Genomic DNA, 26,747 nt, shown 5'->3' with positions numbered 1-26,747 from the left:
AGCGCGACGCTGATCCAGGTGGCGCGCGTCAAGAAACGCGCGACGTCTCCGGAAGCGTCGCCCCCTCTCCCGGCCCCCTCCGGGGGCCACCCTCCTCTGCAGAGGGGGGAGGGGTAGTCGCGCCAGTCCTTTCCGCGGACAGCCCTCCCGCCCGCGGGGAGAGGAGGGAATCCGCGCCCAAAACTCCGCTGGACATCCCCACGTCAGGGCAGGGGCTCACCTCAATCCTCCGGGATCTCCCCCGGCGGCAGTAGGGCCGGTCCCGGCGCCGCCTCCCGCCGCGGCGCAGGCGACGGCGCGACCGGCGCCGGACGCGGGGCCCGGGCCACCGGCGGTGCCGGCGCCCGGTCGACGATGTCCTCCGGCGCCGCCAGCTCGACCATCCGCGAGGCCGTCGCGAGCACGCGGTAGCCGAGGGAGGTGGCCGTGCCGCGCAGGTCGCGCACTGCCTGCCGGGCGACGTCCGGTCCGTGGCAGATCGCGAAGTACATCGCGACGAAGTTGGCGTTCTTGCGGATCGTCTCGCTGTTGTCCTCGGTGGCGAAGGGGGCCAGCATGAAGGCCGCCGTGCGGGTCTTGCCCTGCGCCATCACGGCGGGCTTGGTCGGCGAGCAGTAGACGTAGCCGCCCTCCGCCTCGCGCTCGCTGCGGCCGGCATGGCTCGCGTGGAACGTCTTGACCTGCGTGCGCTTGAGGCTGCCGGTGGTGCCGGTCAGCATCGGCTCGACCCGCAGGACCTGGAACTCGTCGCAGCCGTCCTTGTGGCAGAGGCCGCGCACCAGGTCGGCGCGGTTGTAGTCCTGCGCGAGGGCGGGACCGGCGAGGAGGAGGAAGAGCGCGGCTGTACGGGCGAGCATCGGCGATCGGCTGGCTGTGGAGGGTAGGCGTGTTGGATAGCACGGGTTCCTGGCGGGAGAATGACCGCGGCCCCGGGCTCGTCGCCGGCCGGCACCGTCAGGATCGGGCCTTGCGCTTCTCGGCCTCGAACTCCGCCCGGCGTCGCGCGATCTCCTCGGCCGAGAGACGGTGCAGGCTCGCGTAATCCGCCTTCCAGGTCGGATCAGCGCTCCAGACTTGCGGCGATTGCACGGTCGTGCGCGGCGCCACGGCCGATTCGAGGAGGGCGAGGGCGAGTTCGAGCGTCGCCGATTGCGAGGCCCGGTCGTGCGGCCGGCCTGCGGCGTTGCCGAGGGGGAAATCGCTGAACAGGAAGCGCGGCACCCCGCAATGCTCGACCACGTCCTTGGCACAGCCCATCAGCACGGTAGCGATGCCGGCGTCTTCCAGCGCCCGGGCGGCGAGCGCCAGCGACTGGTGGCAGACCGGACAGTTCGCCACCAGGACCGCCGCATCCGCCCCGTCGGCGCGCACGCGCCGCACGATCTCCGGGGCGTCGGTCTCGATCGTGACGCGCTGGCTGCGGTTCGTCGGCAGCCCGTGGAGGCGGGGCGCGAGGCGCCCGATCCGTCCCGCCTCCGCCGCCGCCCGCAGGGCCGGCAGTGGAAGCCAGGTGCCGGGATCCTCCGCCCGCGTGTGGTCGCGGTCATAGGCGATGTGGGCGATGCGCAGGTCCGGGTCGGTATCGGTCGGGGCGGAATAGACCGTGAAGAACTTGGCCGCGCCGTTATAGGGCGCGCCGGGGCCCTGCTCGCCCTTGTCCGGCTGGTAGGGCGCGGCCGTGGTGACGAGGGCGAGAGAGGCCTCCGCCAGCGGCTTTCGCAGCGGGGCGAAGGGCACGTCGCCGCAATGCGCCCAGCGATAGGGCGGATAGCCGAGGGCGCCGTAATAGGCCCGCGTGCGCGCCCGATACGGAATGGGCTCGTCCAGGTCGGCGGCTGAATCCATCGTGTCGCTCCCGTTCCGCTTGGTTCAACGCGTCCCGGCCATCTCGCGCCGCAGCCACTCCGCCACGAGGCGCAGGTCGGGCCGGTGGCGCAGGTGCGCGGCGGTCCAGAGCTGCATCTCGTGCGGGCCGGGCACGAAGCCCAGTGGCGCGACGAGGTGGCCGGCGGCGATCTCGTCCTCGACGAGGAGGCGCGGTGCCAGCGCGAAGCCGAGGCCGCAGGCCGCCGCCTGGATCACCAGGTAGAAATGCCCGAACACCTCGTCGGGCGCGAATCCGAGATCCGGCCGTCCGATCGCCCGGGCCCACTCGCTCCAGCCCTCCGGCCGGGTCGCGGTGCCGAGGATGCGGGCCCGCGCCGCGAGCGCGTCCGGCCCGTCGGCCAACACCCGCAGGGCGTAATCGGGGTGGCAGACCGGCCCGATCTCCTCGCGGATCAGGGTCTCGGCGAGCGCGCTCGGGGGCGCGCGGACCATGCTGTTGCGGATCGCGAGGCCGATCTCGTCGCGGATGAAGTCGACCTCGCCGTAGCTGACGGTGAGCCGCAGCTCGATCGACGGATGGGCCCGCTTGAACCGCTCCAGCCGCGGCAGCAGCCAGCGCATCATCACGGTCGCCGAGGAGGACAGGGTCAGCGGGCCCGGCCGCACCCGCGCCACCGCGGCCTGCATCCGCTCGAAGCTCTCGGCGAGCTCGGCGGCGAGGCGCGCCCCCTCCGGCGTCGGCGCGACGGCGCGCGCGCCGCGGTCGAGGAGCGGCAGGCCGAGCTGCGCCTCGAGCGCCCGCACCTGCCGGCTCACCGCCCCGTGGGTGACGCCGAGCTCCAGAGCCGCGGCGCTCATGCTGCCGAGGCGGGAGGCGGCCTCGAAGGCGCGCAGCGCGTTGAGGGGCAGGCGTGATTTCGGCATCCGGACTCCACCGCAACTTGGGAGTTTTTCTCACAGGTCGCTGCGCCGAACTCAAGTTCTCGCACATCCGGGGCTTCGTTACGGTCTGGCCCCCGCGGCAGCGCCGCGATCCTCCGGAGCCGAGTGCATGAGTCAGCGTCCCGCCGCGCCCCCGATCCGGATCGAGGCCGACTACCTGCTCGAGACCGCGAGCGATCCGCGCAAGGTGGCGGAGACGATGGCCGGCGAGCAATCGAGCGGCACCTTCGTCCCGGTGCCGGGCGAGACGCCGGAGCTGAAGGCCCGCTCCGCCGCCCGGGTCGAGCGCCTGGAGATCCTGGACGATGTCGTCGCGGCCCCGTCGCTGCCGACCACCGCCGCGGTCGATCCGGCCCGCTTGCGGCGCGCGCACGTCACCCTGTCCTGGCCGATCGAGAATCTCGGCCCCTCGCTGCCCAACCTGCTCGCCACCGTCGCCGGCAACCTGTTCGAGCTGCGCCCGATCACGGGTTTGCGCCTCCTCGACATCCGGTTGCCGCAGGCCTTCGCCGGCGCCTATCCGGGCCCACGCTTCGGGATCGACGGCACCCGCCGCCTCGCGGGCGTCGAGGGGCGGCCGATCATCGGCACCATCATCAAGCCGAGCGTCGGCTTCGGGCCCGAGGAGACCGCCGCCCTGGTCCGCACCCTGTGCGAGGGCGGGATCGACTTCATCAAGGACGACGAATTGCAGGCCGACGGGCCGCATTGCCCGTTCGACGACCGGGCGCGGGCGGTGATGCGCGTCGTCAACGACCATGCCGAGCGGACGGGCAAGAAGGTGATGGTCGCCTTCAATCTCACCGGCGAGATCGACCAGATGCGCCGGCGCCACGACCTCGTGCGCGATCTCGGCGGCACCTGCGTGATGGCGAGCCTCAACTCGGTCGGTCTCGTCGGGATAATCGAATTGGCGCGGATGAGCGAATTGCCGATCCACGCCCACCGCAACGGCTGGGGCTATCTCACCCGCCATCCCATGCTCGGCTGGTCCTACGTCGCCTGGCAGAAGATCTGGCGGCTCGTCGGCGCCGACCACATGCACGTCAACGGCCTCGACAACAAGTTCTCGGAGGACGACGACAGCGTCGTCGCCTCGGCCCGCACCTGCCTGACCCCGCTCTTTCCCGACAAGCCGTGCCTCGCCATGCCCGTCTTCTCCTCGGGCCAGACGGTGCGGCAGGCCCCCGGCACCTTCGCGGCCCTCGGCTCGACCGACCTCATCGTCACGGCGGGCGGCGGCATCGTCGCCCATCCGGGGGGGCCGGGCGAGGGGGTGGCGGCCCTGCGGCAGGCCTGGGAGGCGGCGGTGGCGGGGATTCCGCTGGCCGACCATGCCCGCCTCCATCCGGCCCTGGCCCAGGCGCTGGAGGGCGCCGCGTGAGCCCGCGCCCGCTCCCCGACGGCCCCCTCGTCGCCTTCTACGGCGATGACTTCACCGGCTCCTCGGCGGCGATGGAGGTGCTGGCCTTCGCCGGGCTCGAGACCGTGCTGTTCCTCTCGATCCCACGTCCCGAGCGCCTGAAGGCCTTCGCGGGCGCGCGCGCTATCGGCATCGCCGGGGTGGCGCGCTCGCAGCCGCCGGCCTGGATGGACCGGGAGCTGCCCCCGGCCTTCCGGCTCCTCGCCTCGCTCCAGGCTCCGGTCGCGCATTACAAGGTCTGCTCGACTTTCGATTCGGCACCGCAGGTCGGCTCGATCGGCCGGGCCGCCGAGATCGGCCGCGAGATCTTCTCGAACAGCTGGACCCCGATGGTCGTCGCCGATCCGGGGATGGGCCGCTACCAGAGCTTCGGCCACCTGTTCGCGATGGCCCACGGCCGGGGCCACCGCCTCGACCGCCACCCGACCATGGCCCGCCACCCGGTCACGCCGATGGACGAGGCCGATCTCGGCCGCCACCTCGCCCGCCAGACGGCGCTCCCGGTCGGCCTCGTCGACTTCGTGGCGATGAAGCGGGGCGAGGGCGACGCGGCCCTCGACCGGGCCCTGGCCGAGGGTGGGCAGATCGTCTCCCTCGACGTGCTCGATGCCGAGACCCTGGCCGAGGCCGGCCGGCTGATCTGGGAGCGCAGCGGACAACCCGTCTTCGCCCTCGGCTCGCAGGGGGTCGAGGCCGCCCTCGTCGCCCATTGGCGCGCCGCCGGCCTGCTGCCGCCGGAGCCGCCGACTCCCCGCTGCGCCCCCGTCGAGCGGATCGCGGTGGTGTCCGGCTCGGTCTCGCCGGCGACGGCCGGCCAGATCGCCCACGCCCTCGACCACGGCTTTTCCGGCATCCGGCTCGACGCGCGGCACGTGGTCGACGACGGCGCCTTCGCGCAGGAGATCGGTCGCGCGGTCGAGGCGGCGCGAGCCGCACTCGGCGAGGGGCGCGCGCCCCTGGTCTACAGCGCCGCCGGGCCGGACGATCCGGCGGTGTCAGCCCTGCGCGAGGCGGTGGCGGCGGCGGGTCTCGATCCGGTCCTGGCGAGCGAGCGGCTCGGCGCCGGGCTCGGGCGCGCCTTGCGCGAGATCGCTCTCGGCGCCGGCCTGACCCGGGCGGTGATCGCCGGCGGCGACACGTCGGGCCACGCCGCCTTGCAGCTCGGGATCGACGCGCTGACCGCCCTCGCTCCCCTCGATCCCGGCTCGCCGCTCTGCCGCGCCCACGGCGCCGACACGCCCCTCGACGGCCTCGAACTGGCGCTCAAGGGCGGCCAGGTCGGCCGGCCCGACTTCTTTTCCGCCGTCCGGCAGGGCGGCCGCGATCCCGCGTGAGGAGATGGACATGACCCAGCGGCTGGCCGGCAAGGTCGCCCTCGTGACCGGGGCTGCGCGGGGCATCGGCTTCGCCGTCGCGTCGGCATTCGTGCGCGAGGGTGCAAGGGTCGTCGTCGCCGACGTGAACGGGGCGGGCGCGGCGGACGCTGCTGCCCGCTTGGGCGAGGCGGCGATGCCCGTCGCCGTCGACGTCGCCGACCCGGATTCGGTCGCCGCGATGATGGCGGCGATCCTCGCCGCCCACGGCCGCGTCGACATCCTGGTCAACAATGCGGGGATCGGCGCCAACACGCCGTTCCTGGAGACCAGCCTCGCCGAGTGGAACCGCATCATCGGCGTCAACCTCACCGGCGCCTTCATGGTGGCGCAGGCCTGCGCCCGCGAGATGGTGCGGGTCGGCGGCGGCAAGATCGTCAACATCGCCTCGCTGTCGGGCCAGCGCGGCGGCAACGGGCGCGCGGCCTACGGCTCGGCCAAGGCGGGACTCGAACTGCTCACCAAGGTGATGGCGGTGGAGCTCGCCAAGGCCAACATCAACGTCAACAACATCGCGCCGGGCGCGATCGAGACCGAGATCGCCAAGGCGATGCACGACCGGGCGACGCGGGCCGCCTACGCCGCCCGCATCCCGATGACCCGCTACGGCACGCCGGAGGAGATCGCCGACGCCGCGGTGTTCCTGTGCTCGGACGAGGCCCGCTACGTCCACGGCCACACCCTCAACGTCGACGGGGGCTTTCGCGAGGCCGGGCTGATGTTCGAGCGCGATCCGGGGTGACTGGCGGGAGCGGGGCGGAAAGCTGCGGTACGACACCAGGATCGTGTCCCGCCGGGTCCGGAGCGACGCCGCCGGCCGGGCCCGACGGCCCCCGCGGCGTCGCCGCGTTCCTCACTCCTCGGCAGCGGCCTCGGATTTGCGCGGGCGGCCGCGGCGCGCCGGGGCGGCGGGCGGTTCGGCCTGCGCCTTGCGCGCCGCGGCGCGCTCGCGCCGGATCTGGCCGAGGCCGAGGCTCTTGGCGAGTTCGGAGCGCTGGGCCGCGTAGCTGGCGGCGACCATCGGGTAGTCGAAGGGCAGGCCGAACTTCTGGCGGTACTCGTCCGGCGTGTAGCCGCGGGTCGTAAGGTGCCGCTTCAGGCTCTTGTACGGCTTGCCGTCGAGGAAGCTCGTGATCGCGTCCGGCGTCACGGATTTCCGGATCTGGGCGGCGGTGACCTTATGATCCTCCTCCGGTTCCGCGGCCGGCTGGCCGAGGCCGACCAGCGTTGCGTGTATCGATGCAATCAGGCCGGGCAGATCTGCTGCGCGAACGTTGTTGTTCGAGACGTAGGCGCCGACGATGTCGCTCGTCAGCTCGATCATCGGAGGGGTGAGGGAGGTCGCGTCGTCCATTTTTTCTTCCAAATATCCAACCGCTCCCGTGATGGGCGTCAGCCGGTCCAGGGTCAATCGGCAAGACCGAACAATCGGCGGCCAAATTCGCCCGTCAGGCCGATCTCATGGGGATTAAGCTTGAAAATCACGGGTATCGGACGATCACGCGGAGCCGACATATACAGAAACGCAGTACGGGACGGTGACCGGGCGCGGTCGCCGGAGGCCCCCGAGCCGTCGTCCCGTACGGCCCCGCTCGAACCGGATGCCCGGAGCCGCGTTCGCTGACGGACGCGGCGCGGGAGCAGCAGCCATGGATGTCGGGCGCGTGGATGTCGGGCGGAGGTCGGGCCGCCTCGGGCGGGTGGTCGAGGTCGGGATTCGCGGGCAGGCCCGCTACGCCCGGATGGCGAGCGGCGAGACGATCTGGTGGGGCTCCGAGGAGGATGTGCCGGACCGGGTCGCCCTGGCGGCGGCGTCCTCGGGCGATGCCGCCGAGCGCGGGCGCGCGGGCGGCAGGGTGACGGCCTGATCCGCCGGCGGGCCTTCGTTCGCCTGCGGGCCGACGAGGGCCCCGCCCGTCGACGGGCATGGCCGAGCGCGCCAGGGCGCGCGTCACGCCGGAGGCGCCGGCATGGTTTGCCTCCCCGCGCCCAACGGGGGCCTGTCGGGGACGACCCGTGGCGGCGGCCGGTCGCCCCGGGATCAACGGTAGAAGAACACCGTCCGGTAGCCCTTCACCGTCACCACCTCCACGTCGATCCCGTAGACCGCGCGCAGGATTCCTGGCGTCACGATCTCCTCCGGCGGCCCCATCGCCACCACCCGGCCGTCGCGCATCGCCACGATGATGTCCGAGTAGCAGGAGGCGAAGTTGATGTCGTGCAGCACCGCCACGATGGTGCGGCCGCGCTCGTCGACCGCCCGGCGCAGCAGGCCCATCATCGATGCGGCGTGGCGCATGTCGAGGTTGTTCAAGGGCTCGTCGAGGAGGATGCAGTCGGTGTCCTGGGCGAGCACCATGGCGATGTAGGCGCGCTGGCGCTGCCCGCCCGAGACCTCGTCGAGGAAGCGGTCGGCCAGGGGTTCGAGGTCGAGGAAGGCGAGCGCGTCGGCGATGTGGGCGCGGTCGGCGGCGGTCAGCCGGCCCTTCGAATGCGGGTAGCGCCCGAAGGCGACCAGGTCGCGGATCGTCACCCGCGCGGCGACGCCGTGCTCCTGGCGCAGGATGCCGAGGCGACGCGCCAGGACGTCGCCGGGGGTGGTGGCGACGTCGAGCCCGTCGACGAAGGCTTGCCCCGCGCTCGGCGGCAGGAGCCGGCTGACGATCGAGAGAAAGGTCGACTTGCCGGCGCCGTTCGCCCCGATCACCGAGACGAAGGCGCGCTCGGGCAAGCGCAACGAGACGCCGTCCACCACCACGGTGTCGCCGTAGCGGCGCGTGAGGTCTCTCGTCTCGATCATCGGGCGCGTCTCGCGAGGAGGACCAGGAGGGTGAGGCCGCCCAGGAACTCGATCACGATCGACAGGGCGGCGTTGAGCGAGAAGACCCGCTCCAGCACGAGTTGGCCGCCGACCAGCGTGATCGCGGCGACCAGCGCGGCGGCCGGCAGCACGCAGGCGTGGCGGTAGCTCGGCATCATCCGGTAGGCGAGGTTGGCGACGAGGAGGCCGAGGAAGGTCACCGGCCCGACGAGCGCCGTCGAGACCGAGACGAGGACCGCGACAAGGACCAGCACGAGGGTGAGGGTTTTGCGGTAGTCGACTCCGAGCGCGACCGCCTCGTCCCGGCCGAGCAGCAGCACGTCGAGCCGGCTCGACAGCCGCCAGGCCGCGAACCCGGCCGCCACGAGGAAGAGGGCGGCGAGCATGAGCAGGTCCGGGCGGACGGCGTTGAAGTTGGCGAAGAAGCTCGATTGCAGCACGACGAACTGGTTCGGATCGAGCAGGCGTTGCAGGAACTGCGACAGGCTGCGGAAGAGCACGCCGCAGACGACGCCGACGAGCAGCAGCCGATGCAGGCCGCCCCCGTTCCGGTTCAGGAGCCAGCGGTAGAGCAGGAGCGCGAACAGCACCATGGCGCCGGTCTCGGCGAGGAAGCGCAGCCGCGGATCGAAGAGTCCTCCCGTCCCGGCCGCGACCACGATCCCGGTCTGGATCAGGCGGTAGAGCTCGTCGAAGCCCATGATCGCCGGCGTCAGGATGCGGTTGCCCGACACGGTCTGGAACAGCACGGTCGCGGTGGCGACGGCGCCGGCGACGAGCAGCAGCGAGGCGAGCTTGGTACCGCGGAACGGCAGCACGAAGCCCCAGCGGCCGTTGGCCCCGACCGTCATGAAGGCGATCGCTGCGCCGAAGGCCACGAGGGCGAGGAGCGCCAGCACGGGAGCCGGACCCGGCCGCAACCGCGCGGGGGAACTACGCATGGCGGGAATCCCGGCGCAGCAGCAGGACGAGGAAGAGGGCGCTGCCGACGACCCCCATCACCGTGCCGACCGGGATCTCGTAGGGGTAGCGGACCACCCGCCCGAGCACGTCGCAGAGGAGGAGCAGCCCGGCGCCGGAGGCTGCCACCAGCGGCAGGGAGCGGCGCAGGTTGTCGCCCGCCACCATCGCGACGAGGTTCGGCACCACGAGGCCAAGGAACGGGATCGCCCCCACCGTGGCGATCGTCACGGCGGTGATGGTCGCCACGATGGCGATGGCGCCCGCGACGGTGCGGCGGTGGTCGAGCCCGAGATTGATCGCGGCGTCGCGGCCGAGCCCCGCGATGGTGATGCGGTCGGCGAGCGCGTAGGCGACCAGGGTGAGGATGGCCGCGAGCCAGAGCAGTTCGTAGCGCCCGCGCAGGACCGTCGAGAAGTCGCCCGCCTGCCAGGTGCCGAGGAATTGCAGCATGTCGGTGCGGTAGGCGATGAAGCTCGAGGCCGATCCGACCACGCTGCCCAGCATGATCCCGACGAGCGGCACCGTCAGCCGGTCGCGCAGGGGCATGGCGCGCAGGACCCGCAGGAACAGGATCGTGCCGGCGAGCGCGCTCGCAGTCGCCGCCAGCATCTTCACCACCACCGGCGCGTCGGGGGCGAGGAGCGTGACGAGCAGCATGCCGAGCGTCGCCGATTCGGCGGTGCCCGCGGTGGAGGGCTCGACGAAGCGGTTCTGCGCCACGAGCTGCATGATGACCCCCGCCACCGCCATGCCGGCCCCGGCGAGAACGAGCGCGAGGGTGCGCGGCACCCGGCTCGCCAGCAGGATGTCCGGCGCCCCCGTGTCGCCGACGCCGACGAGGAGGCTCGCGGCGGCGAGCACCAGGAGCGCGAGGCCCGAGAGAAGGCTTACGGGGAGGGCCTTGCGCAGGAGAGGCGGAGCCATGCTCAGCGCCGGGCGTCGAGGGCGGCGGCGATCTGGTCGACCATGGTCTGGAGCGCCCGCAGGCCCCCGGCGGCGAGGTACCAGCTGCCGGCATCGACGGACACGACCTGCCCTTTGCGCCAGGCGCTCGTCTGCCGCACCAGTTCGTTGTCGAGGAGCTGGCGCGCCGGCTGGCCGCGCGCCCCGATCGCCGCATCCCGGTCGAGCACGAACAGCCAGTCCGGGTCGGTCCTGGCGATGAACTCGAACGCGATCGGCTGGCCGTGGATGCCGGCCCCGAGATCGGGCGCGGCCGGCCGGAAGCCGAGGGCGCCGTGGATCAGGCCGAAGCGCGAGCCCGGCCCGAAGGCGCTGAGCCGCCCGCCGGTCGAGAGCACGAACAGGGCCGTGCCGGCCTGCGGGGCCCTGGCGTGGATCGCCGCGATGCCGGCCTGGATCCGGCCGATCCGCGCCTCGGCCTCCGCTTCCTTGCCGAACAGGCGGGCGAGCGAGCGGATGTTGCGCAGCTCGCTGCCGAGGGGATCGGCGGCGTCGCTCGACAGATCGATGGTCGGCGCCATCTTCGCCAGCGCCTCGTAGCGCGGCCCCGAGCGGCCGCCGACGACGACCAGGTCGGGCTCGGCCGCGTTGATCGCCTCGTAATCGGGCTCCCACAGCGTGCCCATCGGGCGGTAGCGCGGCGCGTTGTACTGCGCGAGGGAGGGCGGCTTCGCGCCGGCCGCGACGCCGAAGACCGGGACGCCGAGGGCGTCGAGGGTGTCGAGGGCGGCGAGGTCGAACACGACGATCTTCTTGGGTGTGGCCGGCAGGGTGGTCTGGCCGCGGGAGTGCTGCACGACGATCTCGGCGGTCGCGGGGGCGGCGCACGACAGGGCGAGCAGGAGGGCCGCGAGGTGGTGTTGGATCGTCTTGAGCGACGGCAAAGTGCGGCTCCCGTGAACAATCGTTCGGTAAAATGTCCAGATCATCCCACCAGCAGCCTCGTTCCGAGAGCTTGCTCGACAGGTCGCGTCGATCGATTTCGCACCCCCGGCCTACAGTTCTCCACGTCATCCCGGGGCTCGCCGAAGGCGAGAACCCGGGATCCATAACCGCTGACGGCACCGAACGTAGCGACCAGGGTTCCGCCTCGTCCTGAAACCTCAGCGGTTATGGGTCCCGGGTTCCGCTGCACGGCCCCGGGATGACGAGGAGGATGGCAGGACCGGGCGCCCGATCAAGTCGCCGGAACGTGGGCGTCACCGCACGCCCCCCGGCCGCAGCCGCGCCATGCAGTGCACGTCCACGAACGCCCCATCCCGAAAACTGGCGTCCCGATGGGTGCCCTCGATCTCGAACCCGAACCGCTCGTAGAGCGCGATCGCCCGGGAATTGTCGACGAAGACCGTCATCTCGATCCGGGTGACGTTGAGCCAGTTCTCGGCGGTGTCGATGATCGCCGCCAGCAGCCGCGAGCCGATGCCGCGCCCGGCATAGTCCTCGTTCACGCCGAGCCAGAACTCGGCGGCGTGGGCGCGCCGGCCGTAGAACGGCCGCAGGGCCGCGGCGCCGACCGCGCGGCCGTCCGCCTCCGCCACCAGGTGCAGGTCCCGCGGCGAGCGCGGCGTCGCCCAGGCCTTGACCGCCTCGACCGATTCGTAGGGAAGGGCCAGCGTGCCGGAGCGGAAGGCGGGCTGGTTGTACAGCTCGAAGAGGTCCGGCAGGTCGGCCTCGCGCATCGCCCGCACGGTCACGTCCAGGGTCGCCGTCACGCCGGTGACGCCCAGTCGATCCGCAACGTCTCGCGGAAGGCGAAGCGCTCGAGATGGCGCACGATCACGGCGTGGAAATCGGGCAGAGTGGCCGGATCGGTCACCGAGAGGTCGATCGTCAGGGCCTCGGCATCGGCGGCGAGCCGGGCTTCGCCCAGCGGCAGGGCGATCCGGGCGGTCTCGGTATCGAACTCGGTCTCGAACCGGTGCGACCAGTGCTTGGCGAGTTGCTGCAGGTAGCGGCTCGCATGGGCGGTGCCGACGACGGCGCGGGACTGGATCATGGCAGGCATCCTTCCTCGGCGAGGCTGCGATGGTCGGAGAGGCGGGCCGTCCGCCAGGCTTGGTAGGCCTCGGACAGCCGGTGCTTGAGCGCGAACTCGGCCGCGTCGAGCGCGTCGAGGCGGGCCATCACCCCGGCGACCTGCGCCGGGTCGGCCGACCGGGCGAGCTTGAGCACGGCGTAGTGCAGGGCCGTGAGGCCGTTCACCAGCGCCTCGATGTCGTCGCAGATCCGCTGGAACGCGGCGTCCGGCCAGGCGAGGGCGCGCCAGAAGAAGGCGAAGCCGTGCTCGTAGGCCCATTTGCGGATGGTGATGACCGGCAATTCGCGCAACGCCTCGCCGATGGCGGCGAGCGTCAGCCCGCCGCGTCCCTCGGCATGGGCCGCCACGATGGCCCGGACCGCGTCGATCAGCGGGTTGGAGTCGCGGACGAAGCAGGCCGCGAAGAAGGCGTCGAGATCGGCGTCCGCCGGCGGATGGGCGAGCGAGGGATCGAAAAGGTAGCCGCCGGCGACGCTCGGCTGGCGGATGGCGTTCAGCATCCGGTCCCGCGCGATTCCGCCCTCCCAGCGGAAATCGGGATCGCGCACCTGCCAGGTCTCGGGATCGTCGGTGAGGCTCACCAGCAGGTAATGCGGGAAGGGGTTCTGGTTGAACTTGTTCTCCCGCTCCGGCAGGTGGAACATGTCCAGCATCACCATCACGCAGTCCTCCGGGCGCCGCCGCGCCAGCAGGTCGATGAGGGTCGCGACGTTCTCGTCCTTCGACCGCGACGGGTCGTACCAGGCGTGGAGCGGCACGCCGTAGAGCCGCTCGAACCAGTAGCGGAAGACCTCGTGGTCCTGGGCATCCGAGTGGTAGGCGAGGCGGAACTCGTCGGTGATGGCGAAGTCGGCGTCCCAGATCAGGGCGTAGAACGGGCGGTGGTCGATCCCGCGCGCCTTCAGCCCGTCGCAGACGCAGCTGACGAAGCAGTGGATCTTCAGGTCGTAGGCCAATTCGCCGTGGACGCCCTCGGACGGCGCCGCCGCGACGGGGGCCTCCGCGGCGGGTTCGCGCACGAGCAGCCCGGCGAGGTCGGAGACCGTCGCGAGGTCGCTCCGCGCGATCGCCTCCTCGGGGATCGCGAGGCCGAGGCTCATCTCCAGCGACAGGACGAGTTGCAGCACCTGGACCGAGTCGAGGTAGAGGTCCTCGTTGAGCCGTGCCGCCGGCCCGAACAGGTCGAGATGCGGGTGGTGCATCTCGTCGCGCAAGACCGTGAAGATGGCCGCGACCGCGTCGTCGCGGGTCAGGGTGGAGATCACGACACCGCCTCCAGGGCGCCGCTGCGGTAGCGCTCGGCAGCCTCGCGACGGGAGATCTTGCCGTTGGCCTGGCGCGGGATCGCCGCGACCTGCAAGGCCTCGACCGGGACCTGGTGGCCGGCGAGGAAGCGGCGGCACCAATCCTGGAGCGCGCGCGGCGGCACCGGCGCCTCGGCGCTGAACAGGAGCGTCACCCGCTCGCCCGCGAACGGATCGGCCCGGGCGAAGGCCACCGCATCGGTGATCCCCGGCATCGCCATCACCACGTCCTCGACCTCGCCCGGATAGACGTTGAGGCCCGAGACGTTGATCGTGTCGCTCCGGCGGGACACGAAGATCAGCATGCCGTCGGGCATCCGGTAGCCGAGGTCGCCGGTGCGGATCGTCGCGCTCCCGCTCGCGACCACGATCTCCTCGGGCGCGCCGGCGCTCACGCCCGCCTGGACGCGGTGATGCGGCAGGGGATAGCCGATCGCGTCGGCCCGCCGCAGGTCGGGGTTCACCGCGATGCAGCCGGCCTCCGAGCAGCCGTATTGCTGGAAGAGGTGCTCCACCCGGGCCCGGATCGCGGCGAACCAGGGCGCGGGCAAAAGCGTGCCGGAGGTCATGGCCGCATGGAGGCGCTCGCCCTCCGGCATCAGCCGGGCGAGCGTGTGCAGCATGGCGGGCGAGGTGTAGAGCAGCGGCCGCTCGGTCTCGCGCAGGCGGCGCAGCAGGTATTTCGGGTTGCCGGTATCGAGTACCAGGGGCGCCCGGCCGCGGCGCAGGCCCACGAGCAGGCCGCAGATCAGCCCGTAGGAATGGGTGATCGGGCAGGCGATGACGGGCGTCATCCCCCCCGGCTCGGTGAAGGCCGCGACGTAGCTCTCGATCTCGCGCTCGACCGCGCTCCAGGGCCGGGCGATGCATTTCGGCTCGCCGGTCGTGCCGGAGCTCATCTGGAGCAGGTGGCCCTCGCCCGGCACCGGGGGCGCGGCGTCGTCGAGGCTCTCGCCGTCGAGGTCGTCGAGGAAGACCCGGTGGCAGCCGGCGCGGGCGGCGAGCCGCCGGGCGCCGTCGTCCGGCAGGGCCGGATGAATCGGCAGCAGCGTCGCGCCGGCCCGGCGGGCGGCCAGGATGAAGGCGAGGCTCGACGCGGTGTCGCGAAACCGCGCGGCGACCCGTTCGCCGCTGCCGGCCCGCAGGCGGGCGCGGGAGGTGACGTGCGCGAGCGTCGCCTCCATCTCGTCCGCCGCGAGGATGCGTCCGTCGATCTCGATCATGAGCCTGTCCGCAGGAGGGGGAGGGAGGAGGGAAACAGGGCGTTGGGCGCGAGGTGGCTGCCATGCGCCGCGCCGAGGCCGAGCTTGCGGGCGAGCAGCGCCTCCACGCGCAGGCGGGGCTCCATCACCTCCAGCCGGGCGAGCCGGTCCGTCAGCCCGTGCTCGGCCGCGTGGCGGCGCAGGCGCCGGCCGAGCCCGTCCCAGAACCCGGCCTCGTCGAGCCCGTGCCGGCGGGCGAGGCGATGGGTGATCTCGCTCAAGTTGAAGACGAACAGGCTGTCGGTCACCAATTCGGCGAGGGTGGCGGCCGCCCGCATGGCGTGGAAGCGGTCGTCCGGCGGACCGGCATGGGCCGGGTCGATGGCGCCGAGATCCGGCACCGGGGGCACGTCGCGGAGGAAGTCCGGCGCGTATTCGGCGCTCTCGTGGAAATCACGGCACATCACCCGCTCGGGCCAGCCGTCGCGGTGCACCAGGATCATGTTCTGGCCGTGCGCCTCGAGCGCCACGCCGTGCGCCACCAGGAGGTGCCAGACCGGCAGCACCGCCACCTCCACCAGCCGGGCGAGCCAGGGCGCGAGGCCGTAGCGATCGAGCCAGGGCGCCACGAAGCTGCGGCCGTCCGGCTCGGCAGCCGAGAGCGCGTTGAGCGGCAAAGCGGCCTCGCCGGGCGCCAGGACCGGGCTCTCGCGCCAGATCGCCGCGACCCGGCCGTCCCGGTCGGCGATCATGGCGGCGAATTCGCGCAAGAGCGTCATCCCGGAGAGGTGCGGGTCGCCGGCGACGATCCGGGCGAGCCAGTCCGAGAGGGCCGGCGCGGTCAGGACGAAGGCGGGATCGAGGATCCGCAGGCTCGACGTGCTGACGACGCTCAGGGACAGTTTCACGTTCGGGGCGCGCGGGTCGTCGCAGGCGTGCAGCGTGCGCAGGGACTGGCTCGCCCGGTAGCGCGGCCCGGCCGTTCCGAGCGCGACGGCGGTGCCGTCCGCGAGCCGGGAGCGCCAGGGCTCCTCTCCGGCGAGGTGGTGCATCTGCCAGGGATGGAGAGGGACGAGCGCGTGCGAGGCGGGGGAATGGCCGGCCGCGCCCAGGCGCTCCGCCAGCCCGTCCCAGTCTGGCCCAAGTATCGCGCGCCAGAACGCGTCCTCCTCGCCCGGCAGGGAGGATTGCACCGAGCCTCGCGGCAGGGCGAGCCAGGCGAGGCGGAAGGCCTGCCCGGCCTCCGGCCCGTACGCGGCGTGGTCGTCGAGGCTGAAGCCGGTGCGGGCCTTGAAGCAGGGATGATAGGGGTGGCCTTCCCCGAGGGCGCTATCGAGCGCCGCGAAGGGCAGGCCGCGGCGCTCCCGCCCGGGCAGGGTCGCGGCGTTCCAGCGGCACAGCGCGACCGTCTGGCGGAGTTCCGCAAGCAGGCGTTCGCGGTGCTCCGGGGCGGCCGGCAGGGCCTCGACCAGGTCGGCGAGCCGGGCGGCCTGCCACCCATCCTCCACCGCGACCTCGACCGGCCCGGAGAGGCGGGGGCGGCCGAAGGGCCCGAGAGTCCCGGAGGCCCGGAAGTGCCGCCCGCCGAGGCGCCAGTGCAGCGAGCCATCGCCGGGCACGGCATTCACCGGGGCGTCGCTCAGGCCCTCGAACAGGACCGCCTCCGCGAGCTGCCGCAGCACGCGATCGTCGGGTGACTCATGCATGCCGGGACGCCGGGACACGGCCGGACGCGCCCTGCCGCGCCCAAGGCCGGAGCGGGTTCGGCATGTCGATATAGGTGCCGGCGCCTTCGGCCGAGGCCAGCTCGTCGCGGTCGGCGAGGCGGACGCGCAGGTTCGCCTTGGTGCAGAGAGTCGGCCCGTCGAGGACCGAGCGGGCGAAGGCCCGGCCCGGACCGGTCATGCGCCGGGCTATCGTCTCCAGCCGGCGGGCGAGGTCGTCGAGGAGCACCTCCTCCCGGACGATCCCGTCATGGCCCATCCGGGCCACCACGGAGAAGACCTGGTTCACCACGAGGTAATAGGCGAGGCGTCGGCGGATCTCGCCGTCGTCGAAGAAGAGCGACGGGATGGTGCCGGTCTCGGGGACGAGGCGCGTGATCCGCGGGCGGGCGTCCTCCGACAGGTAGAAGCCCTGGTTGTCGCGGTAGAAGCCCCGGCGGGGCCAGCCGGCGGCGACGTCGAGGAGTGCGTTCTGCTGGTGCGCCTCCAGCGCGATGCCGTGCCGGTCGTAGAGGGCGACGACCGGTTCCAGCATGCAGTCGAGGTAGAGGCTGAACCAGGTCCGGCCGGCATGAGAGAGATCGGCTCGGGCCAAGTCCGTGCCGCCGACCCGGCGCAGCAGGGCCGCGAGCCGCGAGGGACGGCCCGGCACCGGCTCGGCGGTCAGCGCCGCGACGGTCGCGACGCCGCTTACCGCCCCGTCCCGGAACGGGTTTTCGCGATACACCGTCTCGAAGCCGCTCTCGGGATGGCCGGGCAGGTCCAGCGTCATCCAGGCCGGGTCGGCGATGATCCGGAAGGCGGGATGCTCGGCGCCGCCGCTCCGCGCCAGCAGCCGCGCCACCGCGACCCCGGCTTCGAGCTCGGATACCCGGTTCACCCGCAGCGAGTTGGTGAGGGTGACGGGCAGCGAGAACTTTGCCATCCAGGCGCTGTCCGGCGCGTAGACCGTGCGCAGCGACGAGGTCGCGGTGAAACGCGGGCCGAAGGCGCCGAGCGGCCGCAGGACGCCCGCTTCCACCAGCGCGGCGACGGCCGGCGTCAGCAGCAGCGCCTCGGCCTGGAGCGGGTGCATCGGCAAGGCGATCTCGCCGGGCCGCAGGGGAAGGCACGCCGCATCCGCCCCGAGCAGGTCGCGGGCGATCTCCGGGGCGGAGCGGTCCACCGCCGAGTCGTGCCGCACCCGGGCGGCGTCGGCGGCGAAGACCGCGAGGCGGAACGTCCCCGCCTCCTCGGGTGCGTAGGCGCGGGCCTGCCACGACGTGAGGCCCTGGCGGCTCTTCGGCGTCGGGTGCAGCCAGTGGCCGAAGACGAGCGCGCGCTCGGCCGCGATGAAATCCTCCGCCCCGCCGGGGGCTTGCGCCGCCAGGTCGAGCTGGCGCGCGGTCTCGCGGTAGCTGTCGAGCACCCGCCCCAGCAGTTCCAGTTCGCGCGCGCGGGCCCTTTCCCCGCCGGCCTCGTCGCAGCGCGCATAGGCCTCGCCGAGCAGGTCCTGCAGCGCCCGCATCGGCGCGACCGGGCGCCAGCGCGGCTCGTGCAGGTGGCGGGTCCAGAGCCGGCCGAAGCCCAGCGCGCCGCAGAGCGAGGGCGCGACGATCTCGGCCCGGATCGTGACGCGCTGGTCGCGCAGCTGCCACTCGACGCAACGCGCGGGCGGCCCGTCGGGCAGCGCGTGGCGCACCGGGATGCCGGGATCGATCTCGCGCAGGTAGCCGTTGGCGAAGCTGCGGAACGCCGCCGCCTCGGCGACGGCTTCAGACGGTTGCGGCATGACGACCAAGCCTCGCTCCGGCCTCCGGTTGGGGGAATTTTCGTGTGTGCAGGGGCGCCGAGGCTCTGCGCCCGGCGGGGCCGGGTCGCCCGCTCGGATGCGCGGGATCGCGTCGGGCTCGCTTCGTGACGGGGTCTATCGCTCGCGCGACAGGCACGAGTCAAGAAAATATGCCGATACTGCGTGCATAGACGCATAGATTTGAACTATTATGAAAACAAAAACTCGCAAAATCGAGCGGTCATTCAGGGTATCGTGGGTCGAATGCTCGGCGGAGTGCAGGCATCATCGTGCAGGAAAGGGGGAGGGCCGGTTCCGGGCCGCTCCCCTGCCGTCTCACTCAGAAATCCACTGTCGCCGAGACGATGACCGTGCGCGGCGCCCCCACCGCCAGGAAGCCGCGGGCGGCCGAGGCCCAGTAGGAATTGTCGAACACGTTCTCGACGATGGCCCGCACCGTGACGGGCTTTCCGGAGGCGCCCTCGAAGGTGTAGCGCAGGCCGGCATCGAAGCGCGTCCAGTCGGGCACCCGCTGCGTGTTGGCCTGGTTGTAGAACTGGCCGCTGGTGTAGATGGCCCGCCCGGTCAGCGTCAGGCCGGGGGCGAGCCACGGCGGCAGGTCGACCTCGCCGTAGAGGTTGAACGCCACGTCCGGCACGCCGGGGGCGACGTTGCCGTTGAACTGGCGGTTCGCGATGTTGACGAGCCGCCCGTCGAGGAAGGTGACGCCGCCCAGCAGCCGCACCCCCGGGAGCGGCTCGCCGAACACCGAGAGTTCGGCGCCGCGGTTGCGCTGCAGGCCGCTGACCGAGAAGCGCCGCGTGGCAGGGTCGGTGAAGGCGTTCGGCTGCTCGATCTCGAACAGCGACGCCGTGACCGCGAACGTGCCGAAATCGTATTTGGCGCCGATCTCCTGCTGCCGGCTGACCGCGGGGGGGAAGACCTCGTTGGCGTTGATCGCCGCGACCGGTGCGGTCGCCGTGGGCTCCAGCGCCTCGATGTAGTTGCCGTAGAACGACAGGTTGTCGGTCGGGCGGAACACCGCCGCGATAGCCGGGCTGAACCGGCCGCGCTGGTAGTTCGAGGTCTGGTTGCCCAGGCTCGGACCGAGGGTGATGTTGTAGCCCTGCTGGTCGATCTCCTGGAACCGGCCGCCCAGGGTCAGGAGGAAGCGGTCCTCGCCGAGCGACAGGGTGTCGGCGATGCCGACGCTGCGGGCGCTCAACTCCGTGAACAGCGGCCGGTTGTCGGAGCGCGGCAGCAGCCGGGTGTTCACCGAGCCGCGCGCCAGGTGGATCGGATCGTAGATGTTGGTCTGGAAGGGGGCCGGCAGGGCCGGCTGGACGAAGCCGCCGCGGTAGTTCCGGTTGTTCGCCTCGACCGCCGAGACGGTCAGGTAGTGGCCGAGCATCCCGGTCTGGAACTTCGTGCGCAGGCCGACTTCGCCGGTGAGCCCCTGGATCTCCTGCGGCTGGATCGAGAGGGTGTTGGTTGCCTGGCCGGTCAGGCTCGTCACCTGGTAGAACGAGGTGAGGAAGTCCTCGTTGTAGCGGCTCACGCCGCCGGCCGCGTAGATCGTCGTGTCGGGCAGGATGTCGTACTCGACCCGGCCCGCCGCCATGTTCTGGCGGGTGTCGATGTATTCGAGCGAGCTCGACGTGTTGAGGCGGTTGTTCGGCGCTCGCGGGATCGGGATGTTCGGGGAGACCGAGTTGAAGAGCGAGGTCGGCGCCGTGATGTTCTGGCTGTTGTGGACGAGGTCGAGCGAGGCGCGCAGGCGCTCGCCGCGATAGTCGAGGCCCAGCGTCGCGACGCCGACCTCGATGGCGTTCTTGTCCAGCGGCGTGTTGCCGTTGCGATAGGAGAGGTTGGTGCGCACGCCCCACTCCTTCGACGGGCCGAAGCGGCGGCCGAGATCGGCGTGGGTCCAGACCTGCGAATCGCTGAGGTAGGTCGTGGTGAGACGCGTCAGCGGCTCGTCGTAGGCCCGCTTGGGGATCAGGTTGATCGTGCCGCCGACGCGGCCGGTGCCGCCGTTGAGGAAGGCGGACGGACCTTTCAGGATCTCGACCCGCTCCACGCCCTCGGTGAACACCCGCCGCGGGTTGGCGAGGTAGAACAGGCCGTCGAAGCCCACGTCGAGGTTCACGACCGAGAAGCCGCGGATGAAGAACGAATCGCGCTCGCTGAACGGCGGCGCGTCGTTGCGCACTGAGGAATCGTTCAGAACCACGTCGGCGAGCGAGCGCGACTGCTGGTCCTGGATCAGCTTCTCGGTATAGCCGGTGACGTTGAACGGCGTGGTCAGGACCGAGCGATTGCCGAGAAGGCCGAGCCTGGCGCCGGTGGCGACCTGGCCGCCGGCGAAGGGGGGCGGGGGCTGCCCCACCGTCCCGGTCGGCGGCGGCAGGCCCCGCCCCCCGTCGCCCGCAGCCGCGGGCCCGCCCCCCGGCCGGCCCTCGACGACGATCTCGTCGAGGCGCACCGTCTCCTCGGGCTTGCCACCGAGTTGGGCGTAGCGCGGATTGACCAGGGTGAGGGTGGACGGGCTCACCCGGCGGTAGCTCAGGCCCGTCCCGTCGAGGAGCCGGCCCAGCGCCTCGAGGGGCTGGAACGTGCCCTCGAGGCCGGTCGTCGTCAGGGCCTGGGTCAGGTCGGTCCCGTAGACGAGCTTGACCTTGGCCTGCTCGGTGAAGCGGACGAGGGCGGGTTCGAGCGGCCCGTTTGGGATCGACAGGGCGACGGCGTCGTCGGCCCGGGCCGCCGCCGATGCCAGCACCAGCACCGACGCGCCGGCGAGCGCCATCCCGGCCAGCCGTCCGCATTGAACCCTACGCTTGCGCGCCACCATGTCCGACCACCCCGTCCGTCTGCGCGAAGGGGGGCGGCGTGTTCGCGCGCTCTCGTCCCTTCATGGGCTTGAGATCAACGGGGCGGCGATCTCCTGACGTCGGAAAACGCATTTTCTCGAAAAAATTCGTCAGACGGGCGAGCCGACTAGGACCAGGAGCGGCGTGAGCCGGGTCACGCGCAGGGACAGGCCAGCGGCGAGGGCGTCGAGGGCGTCGTCGGTGTCGCGCAGGTCGAAGGCACCGGTGACGCGCCGCTCTCCAGCCTTCGCGTCGAGCAGGACGATGCGCCCGCGGCGATAGCGCCCGAGTTCCGCCAGCACGTCGGACAGGCGCTCGCCGGAGACGGTCAGGCGCCCGTCGCGCCACGCTATCGCGCGGGCGACGTCCGCCTTCGCCACAACCGCTTCGCCGCCGCCCGCCGGGCCCTCCCGAAACGCCTCGCCGGCCGACACGGCGACGTGGCGGCCTCCCGTGGCGACATCGACCCGGCCCTCGGCGACGCCGACCGGCTGCGCGGCGCCGTCGGCGCGGACGTAGAACACCGTGCCGACGGCCCGGACGCTGACGCCGCCCCCCTCGACGACGAAGGGCCGGGCGGGATCGCGGGCGACGTCGAACACCGCCTCGCCGCGCAGGAGCGACACCCGGCGCTCGGCGCCGGAGAAATGCAGGGCGAGGGCGGTGCCGGTATTGAGGTCGACGCGGCTGCCGTCGGGCAGGGTCGCGTGGGCGATGTCGCCGATTCCGCTCCACAGGTCGGAGCGCAGCCAGTCGGCGAGGCCGGCCTGGAAGGCCAGGGCTCCTCCCAGCACGAGAATCGCGGCGAGGCCGGCCGGCCCCCTCGGACTCCGGCGGACGGGAGCCCGGTCCGGCAGGTGACCGAGCTGGCGCCACAGCGCATCCATCTCGGCGAAGGCCGCCGCGTGGACCGGATCGGCCGCGAGCCAGGCGTCGAACGCGGCGCGGTCCGCTTCGGTCGCGTCGGAGGAGGCGAGGCGCACGACCCAGCCGGCCGCCGCCTCGTCGATCGGATCCTCCTCGTCCGGATGATGCGCACCGGTCCCGTCGTCGATGGCCAAGGCCGGTTCCCTCAACGGCGCTCACCAGGCCCGGACGATCCGGGGATGCGAGCCTCGATCCCTTATGATCGACGGGGCGCCGGAATCCTGACGTTCTCTTTAGAAAAGATCGCCGCAGCGGCGGCGGCAATGCAGGAGCGCCTTGATCAGGTGCTTCTCGACCATGTTCCGGCTGACGCCGAGCCGCGCCGCCACCTCGCCGTTCGGCAATCCCTCGATGCGCGCGAGCAGGAACGCCTCCCGGCAGCGCGGCGGCAACTCGTCGATGGCGGCGGCGAGCCGCCGAAGATCCTGTCGGGCCATCGCCTGCTGCTCCGGGAGGGCGTGGGCGTCGGCGAGGCCGGTCCAGTCCTCGTCGCTGACCGGCTGGAAGATCCGGCCCTCCAGCCGCTGCCGGTTGCGCATCCGGCGCGCCACGTTGCTGGCGATCTGGAACAGGAAGGCGGAGGGCTGCTCGATGTTGGTCCGGGTGAGCGCCGCGAGCATCAGGAGATAAGTTTCCTGATGGGCGTCGGCCGCGTCGGCCGGGTTGCCGAGCCGGCGCGTCAGGAATCGCCGCAGCCTCGCACCGTCGCCCCGATGCAGCGCATCGATCGAGACCGCCTGCATGCCCCAACTCCGAACTTATCTAAACTGGACCTTGATCAATCAATCATCCCGAATACGATCGCACAAGCGCTTGTCGTAGCGTGGTGTCTTCATCGTATTACGTCCAGTTCTAAACTGCGCGGGGTGACTCCACGCAAGCCGTTGTGTTTCTGCCGGAAATGTTCGGCAACGAAGCCCGCCCCGCCGGGCGGCCGGACGGATGCGGGGGCGGGAAAATCCTCGCCCTGGTGCAGGAATGCCACGATCGGCCGTGACGGGAACACGCCATGCCGCTGGCGCCTTGTCCCTCGCGGTACGCGAAGGGAGACGACACATGCGGGACCACGGCCCCTCGTTCGGCATCGGGTTCGTCGCGGGCCTGCGCAGCATGACGGCCTGCGCCGCGCTGACGGTCGCGGCTGCAGAGGGGCGTACCCGGGGCACCGTCATCCCGTCCGGGCCCGTCGCCCGGAGCCTCGCCGTCGCGGCGGCGCTGGCCGAGATCGCCGGCGACAAGATGCCGTTCGCCCCCGACCGGCGGATCCCGCCGTCCTTCGCGCTGCGGCTCGTCATCGGGGCCGTCGGCGGCTGGGCGCTGGCCGGGCGGCGCGCCGCGCCGGAGGCGGGTGCGCTGGCGGGCCTCGCCGGCGCGGCGGCCGGCACGCTCCTCGGCCGCGCCGCGCGCGGGCCGGATTCCCGCCATGCGGCCGGTCGCGCCTACGGTTTCGCCGAGGATGCGGTGGCGGTCGCGCTCGCGGCGGCGGTGGTGGCGTCGGCTGAGCGACGGGAGGGTGCGTGAGGGTGCGTGAGGGACGGGCTTCACCGCGCCGCTGCCCCGGTGCGGCCGGCCTCCCGCAAAGCCGCGATCCGCAGCGGCTCCTTGCGCCCGCGCACCGGGCGCAGGCCGAGATCCGCCGCCCGGAGGTCGGCAGGCAGGGGGCCGAGACGATCCAGGAGGTCGCCCGAGACGATGACCGGGACGTCGAGTTCCTTGGCAAGGCCCTCGAGCCGGCTCGTCGTGTTCAGCGCATCGCCGAAATAGGCGATCTTGCGCCGCTCCAGACCGATCTCCGCGGTCACGACCGGCCCGCAATGCAGGGCGGCGCGGAAGGTCGGCACCGCGCCGAACCGCGCGACCCAGCCCTCCCTGTCGGCCTCGATCGTCCGGACGAAGTCGAACACGCAGCGCAGGCAGGCCGCGTCCCGCGTGCCCCTGTCCATCGACCAGCTCACCAGGGCCATGTCGCCGACGTAATCGTCGATCGAGCCGCGGGCGCGGTGCACCGGCAGGGCCAGGGCCGCGAAGATCGCCCCGAGCCAGCTCTGGGCCGCGAGGTCGCCGTGCTCCTCGGCGAAGCGCGTCGAGCCGGCGACGTCGAGGAACAGGAAGATGCGCTCCTCGGTGATCGGGCGGTGGTAGCGGCCGACAAGCAGGCTCGCGAAGACGCGCGGTCCCATCAGGTCGCGGACCCGGAACACGAAGGTGGCGAACGCCGAGATCCCGAGCGCGTAGGCGAAGCCCGTCTCCGTCATCATCATCGCGCTGCGGGCATCGGCCATGACGCCGAAGCCGCGGTGGAGGACCGTGCCGGCGACGGCGTTGCCCAGCACGATCATCGCGACGTAGGTCGCCAGCGTCGCGACGGCGAAGACCGGGGTCGCGGCCCGGCGCGTCAGCGCGCGCCAGCGCCGGAGCATCAGGCCGCGCTCGTAGAGCATCAGCGGCGCGCCGATGAAGACGCCCCGGACCACCGCGACGAACGGCTCGACGCCGAAGGTCAGGCCGTAGAGCAGGCCGGCCAGCGCCCCGATGGCCGGCGCCACGAGCCAGAACCGGGCCCGGAAGGGAGGCATGGCCCCGCCTTGCGCCACGGGGCGGGCCTGGGCCTCGGCGGGCGCAACGGGTGACGACATCGGGGCTCCTCGCTCGCGCCTCGCCGGCCAGAGATAGCAGGTCTCGCGCCCTGCCTCCTCCCATGCACCGCGGAGCGGGGATCACATCGCCGTGCGCCCCGGCCATGCAGTCCTCGCGTACCTCTCACCCGGTACGGGGTGGAAAGGTGACCGCCCACCGCCTATATGGGGCTCATGGCAGACAGCACTTCCACTCCCTACACCATCGAAATCTCCCCCATCACGAAGCCCGCCGGGCAGTTCCAGTGGGCCATCCGCCGGAACGGCAAGCTGGTCGAGCGCTCCGACCGTCCGCACCCGACGGAGGCCAAGGCCGAGGCCAGCGCGCTCGCCGCGGTGGAGCGCAGCATGCACTCCGCGGGCAGCGGGCGCTGGTAAGCGCCGGCACCACCTCACGTCTCATCGTGACGTCGAAAACGGGCGAGGCCGCACGGGCCTCGCCCGTTTTCGCGTGAGCGATCCGATGCCGCTCGCCCCGCTGCCGCCCGATCCGCCGGCCATGGTGCGTCACGTCGCAACAGTTCCCTGCGAGGCGGCTACCCGCGCGCGCCTGCTGGCGCCGCCGACGCCCGGGGACGACGAGGTGCGTCTCACCTGCTCGCTGCGTCTCGCGCCCGGCGACCGGGTGCTCAAGCGCATCGTGATCGAGGGCGCGGCGGCGTCGGGCCTCACCCTCGATTGCGCCGGCGCCAGCCTCGGCCGCCCGGGCGAGGAGGCGTATCTCGGCGCCTACACGATCGCGATCCGCTCCCGGCCGCCCTCCCGCCCTGGAGATGCCTGGGACCGCCCGTCCGCCATCCGCATCCGCGATTGCCAGGTCTTCGGCCACGTCCGGATCTGGGGCATGGCCGAGAACGGGCAGGGCGCGCTCCTGCGCGAATCCTCGCACAGCCTCGGCCACACCGCGCGCGCGCAAGCCGCTGCGCCCACCGACGTGACGATCACCGGCACGACCATCGTCGCCGCCGGACCGATCCCGCTCTATCTCGGCCCCGGCGTCACCCGGGTGACGTTGCGCGGCTCGCGGCTCGCCGGCCGCTCGGTCTCGACGGCGCTCTACCTCGACGCCGAGAGCGCCGAGAACCGCATCGAGGACAACGATGTCGAGACCGAGACGGCGCGCGAGCTCGTCGCGGTCGACGGCTCGGCGCGCAACCGCATCACCGGCAACCGCCTCACCCTGCGCGGCCAGGGGGGATTACGCCTCTACCGCAATTGCGGCGAGGGCAGCACGGTGCGCCACCAGACCCCCTCCGACAACGTGATCACCGGCAACACCTTCCGGACCCGCGGCTTCTTCCAGGCCGCGCCGATCGTGGTCAATTCCCGCAACGGCTGGCGCTTCACCTGCGGCGAGGATGCCGGCTACCCGTTCGGCAGCAGCCTCGACAATGCCGATAACGGGACCGGCAACGTGGTGGCGCCCAACACGGTCGAGTAGCGCTTACGCGCGCGCGACCAGCACCAGGATCGCCGCGAGGCTCGCGATCGCGAGCGGCATCTGGACCGGGCGCAGGCGGGCGAAGAACAGGGGCGCCTCGCCGCGCCGGGCGGCGACCGGATCGAGCAAAGCGACCGCGCCGTAGCCGGCGATCAGCAGCCCGGCGGCGAGCCCGGTGCGACTGAGCGCCACCGCCAGCAGGGCGCCGAAGCCCAGGACGAACAGCGCCAGCATCGTGGTGATCTGCATCACGGTCGCCCCGCCCTCGGTGCGGAAGCTGACCCCGCGGCGGACCCCGGAAAAGAACAGCAGGATCGCGCAGGCCCAGAGCAGCGTCAGCGTGACCGCCGCCTCGCCCGGCTCGCCCCCGAGCGTCCAGGACGCGGCCGCGCCGGCCACGAAGGGCAGCATCGGGCCGAAGCCCAGGGCGACGCTGAGCCACGGCACCGCCCGGGACTCGTGGATGGTGAGGGTCCGGCCGGTCGGATCGTCCTGCATGGTCTTCGCGTCTCCTGCTGACGA

The 26,747-nt window shown here is 72.3% G+C and carries 26 protein-coding genes; 7 read left to right on the top strand and 19 right to left on the bottom strand.

All coding sequences use genetic code 11. From position 1 onward, the window contains the following. Positions 1-221: 221 nt before the first annotated feature. From BM430_RS35615 to BM430_RS29790, 3 genes are all read right to left on the bottom strand, one after another. Positions 222-857 carry a hypothetical protein gene (locus BM430_RS35615; protein ID WP_093570836.1) on the bottom strand — a complete coding sequence of 212 codons (636 nt, stop codon included), beginning with the start codon at positions 855-857 and terminating at the stop codon, positions 222-224. Positions 858-954: 97 nt separating this feature from the next. Beyond that, positions 955-1,845 (bottom strand): glycine/sarcosine/betaine reductase selenoprotein B family protein, encoded by an 891-nt coding sequence (locus tag BM430_RS29795; protein WP_093570835.1) that lies wholly within the window; start codon positions 1,843-1,845, stop codon positions 955-957. Positions 1,846-1,869: 24 nt separating this feature from the next. Next, on the bottom strand, positions 1,870-2,751 hold the full coding sequence (locus BM430_RS29790; protein ID WP_093570834.1) for a LysR substrate-binding domain-containing protein: 882 nt from the start codon (positions 2,749-2,751) through the stop codon (positions 1,870-1,872). A gap of 127 nt (positions 2,752-2,878) precedes the next feature. Here BM430_RS29790 and BM430_RS29785 point away from each other — a divergent pair, with 127 nt between their 5' ends. Genes BM430_RS29785 through BM430_RS29775 form a run of 3 tightly spaced genes read left to right on the top strand, consistent with a single transcriptional unit; the run spans position 2,879 to position 6,307 of the window. Continuing rightward, on the top strand, positions 2,879-4,153 hold the full coding sequence (locus tag BM430_RS29785) for a ribulose-bisphosphate carboxylase large subunit family protein (protein ID WP_093570833.1): 1,275 nt from the start codon (positions 2,879-2,881) through the stop codon (positions 4,151-4,153). Then, a complete protein-coding gene (locus BM430_RS29780; RefSeq protein ID WP_244539717.1) occupies positions 4,150-5,526 on the top strand; it encodes a four-carbon acid sugar kinase family protein in 1,377 nt (458 codons plus the stop codon). Before BM430_RS29785 ends, BM430_RS29780 begins: the two co-directional genes overlap by 4 nt. 10 nt (positions 5,527-5,536) lie before the next feature. Further along, the gene (locus BM430_RS29775; RefSeq protein ID WP_093570832.1) at positions 5,537-6,307 is read left to right on the top strand and encodes an SDR family NAD(P)-dependent oxidoreductase; all 771 of its coding nucleotides are present in this window, start codon (positions 5,537-5,539) and stop codon (positions 6,305-6,307) included. Positions 6,308-6,418: 111 nt separating this feature from the next. On the opposite strand, the gene BM430_RS29770 is transcribed toward BM430_RS29775, so the two are convergent. Continuing rightward, entirely contained in the window at positions 6,419-6,919 is a 501-nt protein-coding gene (locus BM430_RS29770; protein WP_093570831.1) for a Ros/MucR family transcriptional regulator, read from the bottom strand. 295 nt (positions 6,920-7,214) lie between these two features. Between BM430_RS29770 and BM430_RS29765 the strand changes: the two genes are divergently transcribed. Further along, on the top strand, positions 7,215-7,433 hold the full coding sequence (locus BM430_RS29765; RefSeq protein ID WP_093570830.1) for a hypothetical protein: 219 nt from the start codon (positions 7,215-7,217) through the stop codon (positions 7,431-7,433). Between the two features lie 173 nt (positions 7,434-7,606). Here the strand turns inward: BM430_RS29765 and BM430_RS29760 are convergent, their stop codons facing one another. The 13 genes from BM430_RS29760 to BM430_RS29705 form a co-directional block, all read right to left on the bottom strand. Next, positions 7,607-8,365, bottom strand: coding sequence for an iron ABC transporter ATP-binding protein (locus BM430_RS29760; RefSeq protein ID WP_093570829.1), 759 nt, complete (start codon positions 8,363-8,365; stop codon positions 7,607-7,609). Beyond that, entirely contained in the window at positions 8,362-9,327 is a 966-nt protein-coding gene (locus BM430_RS29755) for an iron chelate uptake ABC transporter family permease subunit (RefSeq protein WP_093570828.1), read from the bottom strand. Before BM430_RS29755 ends, BM430_RS29760 begins: the two co-directional genes overlap by 4 nt. After that, on the bottom strand, positions 9,320-10,273 hold the full coding sequence (locus tag BM430_RS29750) for an ABC transporter permease (protein WP_093570827.1): 954 nt from the start codon (positions 10,271-10,273) through the stop codon (positions 9,320-9,322). Before BM430_RS29750 ends, BM430_RS29755 begins: the two co-directional genes overlap by 8 nt. Positions 10,274-10,275: 2 nt before the next feature. Then, positions 10,276-11,196, bottom strand: coding sequence for a siderophore ABC transporter substrate-binding protein (locus tag BM430_RS29745; RefSeq protein ID WP_244539716.1), 921 nt, complete (start codon positions 11,194-11,196; stop codon positions 10,276-10,278). Between the two features lie 315 nt (positions 11,197-11,511). Further along, complete coding sequence (locus BM430_RS29740; RefSeq protein ID WP_093570842.1) at positions 11,512-12,012, bottom strand: GNAT family N-acetyltransferase; 501 nt, start codon at positions 12,010-12,012, stop codon at positions 11,512-11,514. Positions 12,013-12,020: 8 nt separating this feature from the next. Beyond that, positions 12,021-12,308: a DUF2218 domain-containing protein gene (locus BM430_RS29735; protein ID WP_093570825.1), complete on the bottom strand. Its 288-nt coding sequence runs from the start codon at positions 12,306-12,308 to the stop codon at positions 12,021-12,023. Further along, complete coding sequence (locus BM430_RS29730; protein WP_093570841.1) at positions 12,305-13,603, bottom strand: DUF6005 family protein; 1,299 nt, start codon at positions 13,601-13,603, stop codon at positions 12,305-12,307. The genes BM430_RS29735 and BM430_RS29730 overlap by 4 nt, the downstream gene beginning before the upstream one ends. Before the next feature lie 8 nt (positions 13,604-13,611). After that, positions 13,612-14,877 carry an AMP-binding protein gene (locus tag BM430_RS35395; protein ID WP_177303208.1) on the bottom strand — a complete coding sequence of 422 codons (1,266 nt, stop codon included), beginning with the start codon at positions 14,875-14,877 and terminating at the stop codon, positions 13,612-13,614. Then, on the bottom strand, positions 14,874-16,562 hold the full coding sequence (locus tag BM430_RS35390) for an IucA/IucC family protein (protein WP_177303207.1): 1,689 nt from the start codon (positions 16,560-16,562) through the stop codon (positions 14,874-14,876). The genes BM430_RS35395 and BM430_RS35390 overlap by 4 nt, the downstream gene beginning before the upstream one ends. Then, positions 16,555-18,351 (bottom strand): IucA/IucC family protein, encoded by a 1,797-nt coding sequence (locus BM430_RS29720; protein WP_093570840.1) that lies wholly within the window; start codon positions 18,349-18,351, stop codon positions 16,555-16,557. Before BM430_RS29720 ends, BM430_RS35390 begins: the two co-directional genes overlap by 8 nt. A gap of 340 nt (positions 18,352-18,691) precedes the next feature. Further along, on the bottom strand, positions 18,692-21,166 hold the full coding sequence (locus BM430_RS29715; RefSeq protein ID WP_093570839.1) for a TonB-dependent receptor: 2,475 nt from the start codon (positions 21,164-21,166) through the stop codon (positions 18,692-18,694). 165 nt (positions 21,167-21,331) lie between these two features. Beyond that, positions 21,332-22,282 (bottom strand): FecR family protein, encoded by a 951-nt coding sequence (locus BM430_RS29710; RefSeq protein ID WP_093570824.1) that lies wholly within the window; start codon positions 22,280-22,282, stop codon positions 21,332-21,334. Between the two features lie 99 nt (positions 22,283-22,381). Continuing rightward, positions 22,382-22,891 carry an RNA polymerase sigma factor gene (locus BM430_RS29705; protein ID WP_093570823.1) on the bottom strand — a complete coding sequence of 170 codons (510 nt, stop codon included), beginning with the start codon at positions 22,889-22,891 and terminating at the stop codon, positions 22,382-22,384. A gap of 313 nt (positions 22,892-23,204) precedes the next feature. Here BM430_RS29705 and BM430_RS29700 point away from each other — a divergent pair, with 313 nt between their 5' ends. Next, complete coding sequence (locus BM430_RS29700) at positions 23,205-23,669, top strand: hypothetical protein (RefSeq protein ID WP_093570822.1); 465 nt, start codon at positions 23,205-23,207, stop codon at positions 23,667-23,669. Positions 23,670-23,689: 20 nt separating this feature from the next. Here the strand turns inward: BM430_RS29700 and BM430_RS29695 are convergent, their stop codons facing one another. Further along, positions 23,690-24,724, bottom strand: a complete 1,035-nt coding sequence (locus BM430_RS29695) for an adenylate/guanylate cyclase domain-containing protein (protein WP_093570821.1) — start codon at positions 24,722-24,724, stop codon at positions 23,690-23,692. A 234-nt stretch (positions 24,725-24,958) separates the two neighbouring features. Here BM430_RS29695 and BM430_RS29690 point away from each other — a divergent pair, with 234 nt between their 5' ends. Together BM430_RS29690 and BM430_RS29685 are read left to right on the top strand one after the other, a co-directional pair. Beyond that, on the top strand, positions 24,959-25,162 hold the full coding sequence (locus BM430_RS29690) for a hypothetical protein (RefSeq protein ID WP_093570838.1): 204 nt from the start codon (positions 24,959-24,961) through the stop codon (positions 25,160-25,162). Positions 25,163-25,247: 85 nt separating this feature from the next. Then, positions 25,248-26,225: a right-handed parallel beta-helix repeat-containing protein gene (locus BM430_RS29685; RefSeq protein WP_093570820.1), complete on the top strand. Its 978-nt coding sequence runs from the start codon at positions 25,248-25,250 to the stop codon at positions 26,223-26,225. Between the two features lie 3 nt (positions 26,226-26,228). Here the strand turns inward: BM430_RS29685 and BM430_RS29680 are convergent, their stop codons facing one another. Beyond that, a complete protein-coding gene (locus BM430_RS29680; RefSeq protein ID WP_093570819.1) occupies positions 26,229-26,723 on the bottom strand; it encodes a DUF3429 domain-containing protein in 495 nt (164 codons plus the stop codon). Positions 26,724-26,747: the final 24 nt, after the last annotated feature.

It is taken from the genome of Methylobacterium sp. 174MFSha1.1, assembly GCF_900116815.1.
GTDB lineage: Bacteria > Pseudomonadota > Alphaproteobacteria > Rhizobiales > Beijerinckiaceae > Methylobacterium.
This window is presented reverse-complemented; position numbering and strand designations above follow the sequence as displayed.

What these genes read in the sequence shown, in the direction of transcription:
- BM430_RS35615 (WP_093570836.1), bottom strand. Translation starts at nt 857, where the DNA reads ATGCTCGCCCGTACAGCCGCGCTCTTCCTCCTCCTCGCCGGTCCCGCC.
- BM430_RS29795 (WP_093570835.1), bottom strand. Translation starts at nt 1,845, where the DNA reads ATGGATTCAGCCGCCGACCTGGACGAGCCCATTCCGTATCGGGCGCGC.
- BM430_RS29790 (WP_093570834.1), bottom strand. Translation starts at nt 2,751, where the DNA reads ATGCCGAAATCACGCCTGCCCCTCAACGCGCTGCGCGCCTTCGAGGCC.
- BM430_RS29785 (WP_093570833.1), top strand. Translation starts at nt 2,879, where the DNA reads ATGAGTCAGCGTCCCGCCGCGCCCCCGATCCGGATCGAGGCCGACTAC.
- BM430_RS29775 (WP_093570832.1), top strand. Translation starts at nt 5,537, where the DNA reads ATGACCCAGCGGCTGGCCGGCAAGGTCGCCCTCGTGACCGGGGCTGCG.
- BM430_RS29770 (WP_093570831.1), bottom strand. Translation starts at nt 6,919, where the DNA reads ATGGACGACGCGACCTCCCTCACCCCTCCGATGATCGAGCTGACGAGC.
- BM430_RS29765 (WP_093570830.1), top strand. Translation starts at nt 7,215, where the DNA reads ATGGATGTCGGGCGCGTGGATGTCGGGCGGAGGTCGGGCCGCCTCGGG.
- BM430_RS29760 (WP_093570829.1), bottom strand. Translation starts at nt 8,365, where the DNA reads ATGATCGAGACGAGAGACCTCACGCGCCGCTACGGCGACACCGTGGTG.
- BM430_RS29755 (WP_093570828.1), bottom strand. Translation starts at nt 9,327, where the DNA reads ATGCGTAGTTCCCCCGCGCGGTTGCGGCCGGGTCCGGCTCCCGTGCTG.
- BM430_RS29750 (WP_093570827.1), bottom strand. Translation starts at nt 10,273, where the DNA reads ATGGCTCCGCCTCTCCTGCGCAAGGCCCTCCCCGTAAGCCTTCTCTCG.
- BM430_RS29735 (WP_093570825.1), bottom strand. Translation starts at nt 12,308, where the DNA reads ATGATCCAGTCCCGCGCCGTCGTCGGCACCGCCCATGCGAGCCGCTAC.
- BM430_RS35395 (WP_177303208.1), bottom strand. Translation starts at nt 14,877, where the DNA reads ATGATCGAGATCGACGGACGCATCCTCGCGGCGGACGAGATGGAGGCG.
- BM430_RS35390 (WP_177303207.1), bottom strand. Translation starts at nt 16,562, where the DNA reads ATGCATGAGTCACCCGACGATCGCGTGCTGCGGCAGCTCGCGGAGGCG.
- BM430_RS29720 (WP_093570840.1), bottom strand. Translation starts at nt 18,351, where the DNA reads ATGCCGCAACCGTCTGAAGCCGTCGCCGAGGCGGCGGCGTTCCGCAGC.
- BM430_RS29705 (WP_093570823.1), bottom strand. Translation starts at nt 22,891, where the DNA reads ATGCAGGCGGTCTCGATCGATGCGCTGCATCGGGGCGACGGTGCGAGG.
- BM430_RS29700 (WP_093570822.1), top strand. Translation starts at nt 23,205, where the DNA reads ATGCGGGACCACGGCCCCTCGTTCGGCATCGGGTTCGTCGCGGGCCTG.
- BM430_RS29695 (WP_093570821.1), bottom strand. Translation starts at nt 24,724, where the DNA reads ATGCCTCCCTTCCGGGCCCGGTTCTGGCTCGTGGCGCCGGCCATCGGG.
- BM430_RS29690 (WP_093570838.1), top strand. Translation starts at nt 24,959, where the DNA reads ATGGCAGACAGCACTTCCACTCCCTACACCATCGAAATCTCCCCCATC.
- BM430_RS29685 (WP_093570820.1), top strand. Translation starts at nt 25,248, where the DNA reads ATGCCGCTCGCCCCGCTGCCGCCCGATCCGCCGGCCATGGTGCGTCAC.
- BM430_RS29680 (WP_093570819.1), bottom strand. Translation starts at nt 26,723, where the DNA reads ATGCAGGACGATCCGACCGGCCGGACCCTCACCATCCACGAGTCCCGG.